The 10,887-nt window shown below is 62.1% G+C and carries 9 protein-coding genes; all 9 read left to right on the top strand.

Translation table 11 applies throughout. The features are described from left to right. Positions 1–181 precede the first annotated feature (181 nt). The 9 genes from PseAD21_RS11330 (at position 182) to pdeM (ending at position 10,857) form a co-directional block, all read left to right on the top strand. A complete protein-coding gene (locus PseAD21_RS11330; RefSeq protein WP_102355740.1) occupies positions 182–1,216 on the top strand; it encodes a ligase-associated DNA damage response exonuclease in 1,035 nt (344 codons plus the stop codon). Next, positions 1,213–2,901 carry an ATP-dependent DNA ligase gene (locus PseAD21_RS11325; protein WP_102355739.1) on the top strand — a complete coding sequence of 563 codons (1,689 nt, stop codon included), beginning with the start codon at positions 1,213–1,215 and terminating at the stop codon, positions 2,899–2,901. The genes PseAD21_RS11330 and PseAD21_RS11325 overlap by 4 nt, the downstream gene beginning before the upstream one ends. Positions 2,902–3,326: 425 nt before the next feature. After that, positions 3,327–4,109 carry a transporter substrate-binding domain-containing protein gene (locus PseAD21_RS11320; protein WP_025110791.1) on the top strand — a complete coding sequence of 261 codons (783 nt, stop codon included), beginning with the start codon at positions 3,327–3,329 and terminating at the stop codon, positions 4,107–4,109. A gap of 57 nt (positions 4,110–4,166) precedes the next feature. Next, a complete protein-coding gene (locus PseAD21_RS11315; protein WP_102355738.1) occupies positions 4,167–4,895 on the top strand; it encodes an ABC transporter permease in 729 nt (242 codons plus the stop codon). Continuing rightward, the gene (locus PseAD21_RS11310) at positions 4,892–5,602 is read left to right on the top strand and encodes an ABC transporter permease (RefSeq protein ID WP_003222318.1); all 711 of its coding nucleotides are present in this window, start codon (positions 4,892–4,894) and stop codon (positions 5,600–5,602) included. Before PseAD21_RS11315 ends, PseAD21_RS11310 begins: the two co-directional genes overlap by 4 nt. Positions 5,603–5,613: 11 nt before the next feature. Next, on the top strand, positions 5,614–6,732 hold the full coding sequence (locus tag PseAD21_RS11305) for a succinylglutamate desuccinylase/aspartoacylase family protein (RefSeq protein ID WP_102355737.1): 1,119 nt from the start codon (positions 5,614–5,616) through the stop codon (positions 6,730–6,732). 13 nt (positions 6,733–6,745) lie between these two features. Next, complete coding sequence (locus PseAD21_RS11300) at positions 6,746–7,510, top strand: ABC transporter ATP-binding protein (RefSeq protein ID WP_102355736.1); 765 nt, start codon at positions 6,746–6,748, stop codon at positions 7,508–7,510. A 204-nt stretch (positions 7,511–7,714) separates the two neighbouring features. After that, positions 7,715–10,201, top strand: coding sequence for a ligase-associated DNA damage response DEXH box helicase (locus PseAD21_RS11295; protein ID WP_102355735.1), 2,487 nt, complete (start codon positions 7,715–7,717; stop codon positions 10,199–10,201). After that, the gene (gene pdeM, locus PseAD21_RS11290; RefSeq protein ID WP_102355734.1) at positions 10,201–10,857 is read left to right on the top strand and encodes a ligase-associated DNA damage response endonuclease PdeM; all 657 of its coding nucleotides are present in this window, start codon (positions 10,201–10,203) and stop codon (positions 10,855–10,857) included. The genes PseAD21_RS11295 and pdeM overlap by 1 nt, the downstream gene beginning before the upstream one ends. Positions 10,858–10,887 lie beyond the last annotated feature (30 nt).

The following is a 10,887-nucleotide window of genomic DNA, read 5'->3' as shown; positions in this document are numbered from 1 at the left end:
TCGTTCCCACGCTCCGCGTGGGAATGCAGCCCGTGACGCTCCGCGTCACTGGACGCAGAGCGTCCCTTGAGGCATTCCCACGCAGAGCGTGGGAACGATCGTGCGGTATCCGCAAAATCAATAGAACTTCTGACTTCGCGCCAACCTCATAGCTAACAAGCCCCTCCATTCTGGTAACGACATGGATCTTGTTATCGCCCGCCCCGAAGGTTTGTACTGCCCTGCCGGGGATTTCTATATTGACCCGTGGCGCCCGGTCGAGCGCTCGGTGATCACCCATGCCCACGGCGATCACGCCCGTAGCGGCAACCAGCACTACCTTGCCAGCAGCGCCAGCGAAGGGATCTTGCGCGCCCGCCTCGGCCAGGACATCCATCTGCAAACCCTCGCCTACGGTCAGCGTCTGACTCATCATGGGGTGACCCTGAGTTTCCACCCTGCCGGGCATGTGCTCGGTTCGGCTCAGGTGCGCCTGGAATACGGCGGTGAAGTCTGGGTCGCGTCCGGCGACTACAAGATCGAACCCGATGGCACCTGCGCGCCGTTTGAACCGGTGCGCTGCCACACCTTCATCACCGAATCGACCTTCGGCCTGCCGATCTACCGCTGGCAGCCGCAGGCGCAGGTGTTCAGCGAGATCAATCAGTGGTGGCAGGCGAACATCGCCGCCGGCAAGGCCAGCGTGCTGTTCTGCTATTCATTCGGCAAAGCCCAGCGGATTCTGCATGGCATTGACCCCAGCCTCGGGCCGATCCTCAGCCATGGCGCGGTCGAACCGCTGAACCGGGTCTACCGCGAGGCCGGGGTGTACCTGCCGCCGACGATCTACGCCGGCGATGTGAAGAAGTCCGACCCGATCATGCGTCAGGCACTGGTCATCGCCCCGCCCTCGGCCGGTGGCAGCACCTGGATGCGCCGTTTTGGTGACTACAGCGACGCTTTCGCCAGCGGCTGGATGCGCCTGCGTGGTACCCGCCGACGGCGTGGCGTGGATCGCGGCTTCGTGCTGTCGGATCACGCCGACTGGCCCGGCCTGCTCTGGGCCATCAACCAGACCGGCGCCGAGCGGGTGATGGTCACGCACGGCTCGATCGGCGTGCTGGTGCGTCATCTGCGCGAACAAGGTCTGGACGCGCACGGTTTCAACACCGAATACGGCGACGACGAAGAGGAAAGCATTGGCGCCGAGCCGGTTATCGCCGAGGTACAAGCATGAAAGCCTTCGCCGAGTTGTACGCCGAACTCGACGCCACCACGTCGAGCAACGCCAAACTGACGGCCATGCAAAACTACTTCGCCCAGGCGGCACCGCAGGACGCGGCGTGGGCGGTGTACTTTCTGTCCGGCGGGCGCCCACGGCAACTGGTGCCGGTGCGTACCCTGCGCGAGTTGGCCGTCGAGGCCTCGGGGCTCGAACCGTGGCTGTTCGAGGAGAGTTACCAGGCGGTCGGCGATCTGGCGGAAACCATTTCGCTGGTGCTACCGGAAAACCCGCACAGCTCCGAGGCGGGCCTGGCCGAATGGATCGAAGACAAGCTGCTGCCGTTGCGCGGTGAAACCCCGGAATACCTCGCCCGCCACTTGCCAACGCTGTGGGCGCAACTGGATCGGCCGAGCCTGATGCTGTGCATCAAGTTGATCACCGGCAGCTTTCGCGTCGGGGTATCGAAACTGCTGGTCACCCGCGCCTTGGCGTCGATGGCGGGCCTGGACAGCAAGCGCGTGGCGCAGCGGCTGGTGGGTTACACCGACCTGTCGAACCGACCGAATGCCGCCAGCTACCTGAAACTGATCGCCGCAGAATCTGCCGACGAACACGCCCAGCGCGGCGGCCAGCCCTACCCGTTTTTCCTCGCGCACGCCTTGTCGCAATCGGTGGAAGACTTTGAAGCGCTGCTGGGGCCGGCGAGCAACTGGCAGGTAGAATGGAAGTGGGATGGCATCCGGGCGCAGGTGGTCAAGCGTGACGGGCGTCTGTGGGTCTGGTCGCGGGGTGAAGAGCTGGTCACGGAGCGCTTCCCGGAACTCGACGTTCTGGTACATGGGTTGCCCGACGGTACGGTGATCGACGGCGAAATCGTGGTTTGGAAAAGCACCCACCCGAGCACCGAAGACGCTTTCGATCCGCAATCGACAGCGCCGCCGGCCGTGCAACCGTTCGCCCTGCTGCAGCAACGCATCGGGCGCAAGACTCTCGACAAGAAAATCCTCGAAGAGGTGCCGGTGGCGGTGCTCGCCTACGACTTGCTGGAATGGCAGGGCGAGGATTGGCGCAACCGCCCGCAAGCCGAACGGCGTGCGCAACTGGAACAGGTCATCGCCCGCAGTAACACCCCGGTGTTACTGCCCTCACCGGTTCTGACTGGCAGCGACTGGTTCGACCTCGCCCGCCAGCGTGAAGCGTCGCGGCGATTGGGGGTCGAGGGCATGATGCTCAAGGCCCGCGATGCGCTGTATGGCGTGGGCCGGACCAAGGACATGGGTGTGTGGTGGAAGTGGAAGGTCGACCCGTTCAGCGTCGATGCGGTGTTGATCTACGCGCAGCGCGGTCATGGGCGGCGCGCCAGCCTGTACAGCGATTACACCTTTGCGGTGTGGGATGGCCCGCCCGAGTCCAGCCAACGCGCACTGGTGCCGTTCGCCAAGGCCTATTCGGGGCTGACCGATGAGGAAATGCGCCAGGTCGACAGCATCGTGCGCAAGACCACCGTGGAAAAATTCGGCCCGGTCAGCAGCGTCAAGCCGAGCCTGGTGTTCGAGCTCGGTTTCGAAGGCATCGCCCTGTCGCGCCGGCACAAGAGCGGGATCGCCGTGCGCTTCCCAAGGATGCTGCGCTGGCGGCAGGACAAGCACGTGGATGAAGCGGATAGCCTGGCGACGCTGCAGGATCTGCTGGCCTGACCCGGTTTTCCGGGACAAACCTCCAATCGTCCTGAATGAATTCCCTGTGGTGAGGGGATTTATCCCCGATCGGCTGCGCAGCAGCCGCAAATCCGGTACACGCGGTTTGCTGAAAGAACACTGGGGGCCGCTTCGCAACCCATCGGGGACAAATCCCCTCACCACAGATCCACTCACCACAAATCACCGCCTCACCCCAAGGTCTCTCAACCATAAAGAAATGCCTGCATCGACCCATCTTGGTGCAGTCGTTAACGGACGTCCATTTCCGTGCACCAATCCCTCTCGTCGCCCCCTCCCCCAACCTTTTAAAACACTTGTTCGGGACTCTGGTTCGGAAATTGCTACTTTCTATAGGTCGTACGCGTTCCAGTAACAATAATTCTGCGCCACAAGCGCTCATATTGGTTCTTAGGGATTGAATAATGAAAAAAGCATTGCTGACCCTTTCTGCACTGGCGTTGTGCATGGCTGCCGGCTCCGCGCTGGCCAAGGAATACAAAGAGCTGCGTTTTGGCGTTGATCCTTCCTACGCACCGTTCGAGTCGAAAGCGGCCGACGGCAGCCTGGTGGGCTTCGACATCGACCTGGGCAACGCGATCTGCGCCGAGCTGAAGGTCAAGTGCAAATGGGTTGAAAGCGACTTCGACGGCATGATTCCGGGCCTCAACGCCAACAAATTCGACGGTGTGATCTCGTCGATGACCGTGACCCCGGCCCGCGAAAAGGCTATCGACTTCTCCAGCGAGCTGTTCTCCGGCCCGACTTCCTATGTGTTCAAGAAGGGTTCCGGCCTGAGCGATGACATCGCTTCGCTGAAGGGCAAGTCCGTCGGTTACGAGCAAGGCACCATTCAGGAAGCCTACGCCAAGGCCGTGCTGGAGAAGGCCGGGGTGAAAATCCAGGCTTACGCCAACCAGGATCAGGTTTACGCCGACCTGAAAAATGGCCGTCTCGACGCCTCGATCCAGGACATGCTGCAAGCCGAACTGGGCTTTTTGAAGTCGCCTGATGGTGCCGCTTACGAAGTCAGCAAGCCGGTTGACAGCGAATTGCTGCCAGCCAAAACCGCTGTCGGTATTAAGAAAGGTAACAAAGAGCTGAAGGCGCTTTTAGATAAAGGTATCAAAGCGTTACACGACGACGGCAAATACGCCGAGATTCAAAAGAAACACTTTGGCGATCTGAATCTGTACAGCGGTAAATAATGCCCTGGCGCCCATCCCTCGATGGGCGCCTTTTCTATCCGCTCAGGTTGCTGATTTATGTTCGAAAACCTCTTACAAAATCTGGGGCTCACCGCCTTCAGCCTCAAGGGCTTCGGTCCGTTGCTGTTGGAAGGCACCTGGATGACCATCAAATTGTCGGCGTTGTCGCTGCTGGTGTCCGTGTTGCTCGGCCTCCTGGGCGCCAGTGCCAAACTGTCGAAATCCAGACTGCTGCGCCTGCCTGCCCAGCTCTACACCACGCTGATTCGCGGGGTGCCGGACCTGGTGCTGATGCTGCTGATCTTCTACAGCCTGCAAACCTGGCTGACCGCGCTGACCGACGTCATGGAGTGGGATTACATCGAGATCGACTCGTTCACCGCTGGCGTGATTACGCTGGGCTTCATCTATGGCGCGTATTTCACCGAAACCTTCCGTGGCGCGATCCTCGCCGTGCCTCGCGGTCAGGTTGAAGCGGCGACCGCTTACGGCCTCAAACGCGGTCAGCGCTTTCGCTTCGTGGTGTTCCCGCAAATGATGCGTTTCGCCCTGCCGGGCATAGGCAACAACTGGATGGTGATGCTCAAGGCCACCGCGCTGGTCTCGATCATCGGCCTGGCCGACCTGGTCAAGGCCGCACAGGACGCCGGTAAAAGCACCTATCAACTGTTCTACTTCCTGGTACTTGCCGCCTTGATCTATCTGCTGATCACCAGTGCATCGAACGTCATCCTGCGCTGGCTCGAGCGCCGTTACGCCGCGGGCGCACGGGAGGCCGTACGATGATCGAACTCCTGCAGGAATACTGGAAACCGTTCCTTTATACCGACGGCAACAACATCACCGGTCTGGCGATGACCATGTGGCTGCTCAGTGCGTCGATCTTCATTGGCTTCCTGGTGTCGATCCCGCTGTCGATCGCTCGGGTCTCGTCGCACTTCTATGTGCGCTGGCCGGTGCAGTTCTACACCTACCTGTTCCGTGGCACGCCGCTGTATATCCAGTTGCTGATTTGCTACACCGGCATCTACAGCCTCGCCGCCGTGCGCGCGCAGCCGCTGCTCGACAGTTTCTTTCGCGATGCGATGAACTGCACGATCCTGGCGTTCGCCCTGAACACCTGCGCCTACACCACGGAGATTTTCGCCGGGGCGATCCGCAGCATGAACCACGGTGAAGTCGAAGCCGCCAAGGCTTATGGCCTGACCGGCTGGAAGCTGTACGCCTACGTGATCATGCCCTCGGCGCTGCGCCGTTCGTTGCCGTATTACAGCAACGAAGTGATCCTGATGCTGCACTCGACCACCGTGGCCTTCACCGCGACCATCCCCGACATCCTGAAAGTCGCGCGGGACGCCAACTCGGCGACCTACCTGACCTTCCAGTCGTTCGGCATCGCCGCGCTGATCTACCTGACCATTACCTTTGCGCTGGTCGGCCTGTTCCGTCTCGCCGAACGCCGATGGCTGGCCTTCCTCGGGCCGACCCACTAGGAAACCCTGTAATGCGACACCAGATCCATGACCTGTTGGCCCCGGTGCCGGGGACCGCACGACAGATCCACAGCTTTCACTTCGGCCCGGAGCAGGCCAAAGGCAAGATCTACATCCAGTCCTCGCTGCATGCCGACGAAATGCCCGGCATGCTGGTGGCCTGGCACCTCAAGCAGCGCCTGGCGGAGCTGGAAGCCGCGGGGCGCCTGCGCAGCCAGATCGTGCTGGTGCCGGTGGCCAATCCGGTCGGCCTCGAACAGGTGCTGATGGACGTGCCGCTGGGCCGTTACGAGATGGAGAGCGGGCAGAATTTCAATCGCTGGTTTGTCGACCTCAGCGAAGAAATCGGCAATGACATCGAGGGCAAGCTGGGCGATGACCCGCAGCGCAACCTTGAACTGATCCGCGCCAGCCTGCGCCACGCCCTCGCCCGCCAGACCGCCGGCACGCAACTGCAATCCCAGCGCCTGACCCTGCAACGGCTGGCGTGCGATGCCGACATGGTGCTGGACCTGCACTGCGATTTCGAATCCGTGGTTCACCTGTACACCACCCCCGAGGCGTGGCCGCAGGTCGAGCCGCTGGCGCGTTACATCGAGTCCCAGGCCAGCCTGCTGGCGACCGACTCCGGCGGCCAGTCGTTCGACGAATGCTTCACACTGTTGTGGTGGCAACTGCAGGAGCGCTTCGGCGAACACTTCGAGATTCCGTTGGGCAGTTTCTCGGTGACGGTGGAGTTGCGCGGCCAGGGTGACGTCAATCACCCGATGGCCAGCCGTGACTGCCAGGCGTTGATCGATTACCTGATCCAGTTCGATGCGATCGTCGGCGAAACCCGGCCGCAGCCGTCCTTGCCCTTCCCCGCCACGCCACTGGCCGGTGTCGAACCGGTCGCGACAGCGGTCGGCGGGCTGCTGGTTTACACCGCGCAAGCCGGGCAGTACCTGCAAGCCGGGCAACAGATTGCCGAAATCATCGACCCGATCAGTGATCGGGTCACCCCCATTTGCTGCACCGCTGCCGGCGTGATGTACGCCCGCTCGCTGCGACGCATGGCCACTGCCGGCATGGTGATCGCCCACGTGGCGGGCGCCGAAGCCTATCGCAGCGGCTACCTACTTTCGCCTTGAGGATGTCTGTCTCATGTACAAATTGACCGTTGAAGGCCTGCACAAAAGCTATGGCGACCATCAGGTGCTCAAAGGCGTTTCGCTCAAGGCCAAGACTGGAGACGTGATCAGCCTGATCGGTGCCAGCGGCTCGGGCAAAAGCACCTTCCTGCGCTGCATCAACTTCCTCGAACAACCCAACGACGGCGCCATGAGCCTGGACGGCCAGGCGATCCGCATGGTCAGCGACCGCCACGGCATGCACGTCGCCGACCCGAATGAACTGCAACGCCTGCGCACGCGACTGGCGATGGTGTTCCAGCACTTCAATCTGTGGAGCCACATGACTGTGCTGGAAAACATCACCATGGCCCCGCGCCGGGTGCTGGGGTGCAGCAAACAGGAAGCCGACGACCGCGCACGCCGTTATCTGGACAAGGTCGGCCTGCCGGCGCGAGTCGCCGATCAGTACCCGGCGTTTCTCTCCGGCGGCCAGCAACAACGGGTGGCGATCGCCCGGGCGCTGGCGATGGAGCCGGAAGTGATGCTGTTCGACGAACCGACCTCGGCACTCGACCCGGAGCTGGTGGGCGAAGTGCTGCGGGTGATTCAGGGGCTGGCCGAGGAAGGCCGGACCATGATCATGGTGACGCACGAAATGAGCTTTGCGCGCAAAGTCTCCAGCCAGGTGTTGTTCCTTCACCAAGGGCTGGTGGAAGAAGAAGGCGCACCGGAAGACGTGCTGGGCAACCCGAAGAGCGAGCGGCTGAAACAGTTCCTCAGCGGTAACCTGAAATAACTCCCTCCACAATTCCCCTGTGGGAGCGGGCTTGCTCGCGAAGGCGGTATGCCAGTCAAAACAATGTTGACTGACACATCGCCTTCGTCGGAACGCCGCCCGGAGCAAGCCCGCTCCCACAGGAGTGTGCGCGTGCACAAAATTAAACTTGTCCGGCAACGTCGTGGTCACTGGAAGAACACCTCCAGAGCGCGCGCAGCAGGCATGGCAACATCCCCCGACCTCGCAAAAACCTGGTTCCGCACACGCAACTGGAAGCCGTTCGCCTTTCAAAAACAGGTGTGGGCCGCCGTCGAAAAAGGTCAGTCGGGGTTACTTCACGCCAGCACCGGGGCCGGCAAAACCTACGCGGTGTGGTTCGCCGCGCTCAATCGCTTCGCCCGCGCTCTGCCGCCAGCTGCAACGATCAGCAAACGCAAAGCGCCGGCCGAATCGCTGACCGTGCTGTGGATCACGCCAATGCGCGCCCTCGCCGCCGACACCGCCCGCGCCCTGCAAGCGCCGGTCAGCGATCTGCAGATTGCGTGGAGCATCGGCCTGCGCACCGGCGACACCAGCAGCGCCGAACGCGCTCGTCAGGGTCGGCGCTTGCCGACCACGCTGATCACCACCCCGGAAAGCCTGACCCTGCTGCTCGCCCGCGCCGATGCAAAAGCCGCACTGTCGAGCCTGCGCATGATCGTCGTCGATGAATGGCACGAATTGCTCGGCAACAAGCGCGGCGTGCAACTGCAACTGGCGCTGGCACGCCTGCGCCAATGGCAACCCGATCTGATCGTCTGGGGCGTTTCCGCCACGCTCGGTAATCAATCCCACGCCGAACAGGTGTTGATCCCACAGGGCGGCGGCGTGACGGTGCAGGGTCAAATCGACAAACCGCTGCAGGTCGACACCTTGATCCCACCGGCCATCGAGCGTTTTCCGTGGGCCGGGCACATCGGTCTGAAGATGCTGCCGCAGGTGGTGACTGAACTGGACGCCTGCGCCAGCAGCCTGGTGTTCACCAACACCCGGGCGCAGTCGGAAATCTGGTATCAGGCGTTGCTCGAAGCACGGCCGGACTGGGCCGGGTTGATAGCGCTGCACCACAGCTCGCTGTCTCGCGAGACCCGCGACTGGGTGGAGCAGGCGTTGAAGGACGGACTACTGAAAGCCGTGGTCTGCACCTCAAGCCTGGATCTGGGCGTGGACTTCCTGCCAGTGGAACGGGTGCTGCAAATCGGTTCAGCCAAGGGCGTCGCGCGGCTGATGCAACGTGCCGGGCGCTCCGGTCACGCGCCGGGGCGCACCTCGCGGGTGACGCTGGTGCCGACCCACAGCCTGGAGCTGATCGAAGCCGCCGCCGCAAGCGATGCCGTGGAGCAACGGCGCATCGAACCGCGCCTGTCGCCACAGCAACCACTGGATGTGTTGGTGCAGCATCTGGTCAGCATGGCCTTGGGCGGTGGTTTTATTCCCGAGGAACTGTACGACGAAGTCCGAGGCGCCTGGGCCTATCGCGACCTGACGCCGGCAGATTGGGCCTGGGCGCTGGCGTTCGTACGCCACGGCGGCCTGTCTCTGACAGCCTATCCGGATTACCGCCGGGTCGATCCGGACGAACACGGCGTCTGGCGCGTCCCCGATGCACGCCTCGCTCGCCGGCATCGCATGAGCATCGGCACCATCGTCAGCGACGCGAGCATCAATCTGAAATTCTGGAGCAAGGGTGGCGGCGGCAAACAATTGGGCAGCGTCGAAGAAGGCTTTATTGCACGGCTGAAACCGGGCGACGGCTTTCTGTTCGCCGGGCGGTTGCTGGAGTTGGTCCGGGTGGAAAACATGACCGCTTACGTCAAACGCAGCACCGCGAAAAAAGCCGCCGTACCACGCTGGAATGGCGGACGAATGCCGCTTTCCAACCAACTGGCCGAGGCCGTGGTCAGCCGCTTCAGTGCAGCGGCGCGGGGTGAGTTCGCCGGGCCGGAAATGCAGGCGCTGCAACCGTTGCTGCAAACCCAGGCGCGCTGGTCGGGCCTGCCCACCTCCGATAATCTGCTGGCAGAGGTGCTGAAGTCCCGCGAGGGCTGGCACCTTTTCCTCTACCCGTTTGCCGGGCGCCAGGTGCATCTGGGGCTCGCCAGTCTGCTGGCGTGGCGGATCAGTCAGCGTCAGCCGCTGACGTTCTCGATTGCGGTCAACGATTACGGACTGGAATTGCTCAGTGCCACGCCGGTCGATTGGTCTGAGCAACTCGATATAGCGCTGCTCAGTCCGCAGCAGTTGCTGAACGATGTGTTGGCCAGCCTCAATGCCGGAGAACTGGCGTTGCGGCGTTTTCGCGAAATCGCGCGGATCGCCGGGCTGGTGTTTGCCGGCTACCCCGGCGCGCCGAAGAGCATACGCCAGGTGCAGGCCTCAAGCGGCTTGTTCTTCGAAGTGTTCAAGCAATATGACGCCGACAACCTGTTGCTGGCTCAGGCCGGGGAAGAAGTCCTGCGCGAAGAACTGGATATTCGTCGTCTGGAACAGACATTGGAGCGGATCAACCGGATGCAACTGGACCTGCACCTGATCAAACGTCCCACGCCGCTGGGCTTTCCGCTGCTGGTGGAGCGCATGCGTGAAAGCATGAGCTCGGAAAAACTCGCCGATCGTATCCGGCGCATGGTCGGCGATCTGGAGAAATCAGCCGACAAGGATAAAACCTGATGAGTAGCGGTTATCCGGTGCGTCTGGCCGGCGAAGAACTCTGGCTGCTGCCGGAAAAAGCCCTGTACTGGCCGGCACAACAGGCGCTGCTGATCGCCGATGTGCATTTCGGCAAGGCAGCGGCGTATCGCCGCCTCGGTCAGCCAGTGCCGCAGGGCACCACAGCGACGAACATCGAGGTACTGGACCATTTGCTGGCGAAGCTGCCCTGCCGGCAACTGATTTTCCTCGGTGACTTTCTGCACGGCCCCGGTTCGCATGCGGCGGGCACGCTGAATGCCTTGGCCGAATGGCGCGCACGTCATGCAGATCTGCCGATGACGTTGATTCGCGGCAACCACGACAAACGCGCTGGCGATCCACCGGCATCGTTGAACATCAGAGTAGTGTCGGAACCTTTGCTGCTCGGACCGTTTGCCCTACAACACGAACCAATCCCCCATCCTGAACGGCATGTGCTGGCAGGCCACGTACATCCGGTTTATCGGCTCAATGGGCGGGGAAGACAAAGCTTGCGCCTGGCGTGTTTCAGGCTGGGCGAGCGTTTGAGCCTGTTACCGGCGTTTGGCGCGTTTACCGGCGGTTATCCAGTGCAAATAGACGCCCATTGCAGGATTCTTGTCGTCGGCGATAACGAAATATGGCCAGTCAGCTGAGGTCTTTGGCAAACCTCAGCTGACTGGCCA

Source organism: Pseudomonas sp. AD21 (assembly GCF_002878485.1).
GTDB lineage: Bacteria > Pseudomonadota > Gammaproteobacteria > Pseudomonadales > Pseudomonadaceae > Aquipseudomonas.
This window is presented reverse-complemented; position numbering and strand designations above follow the sequence as displayed.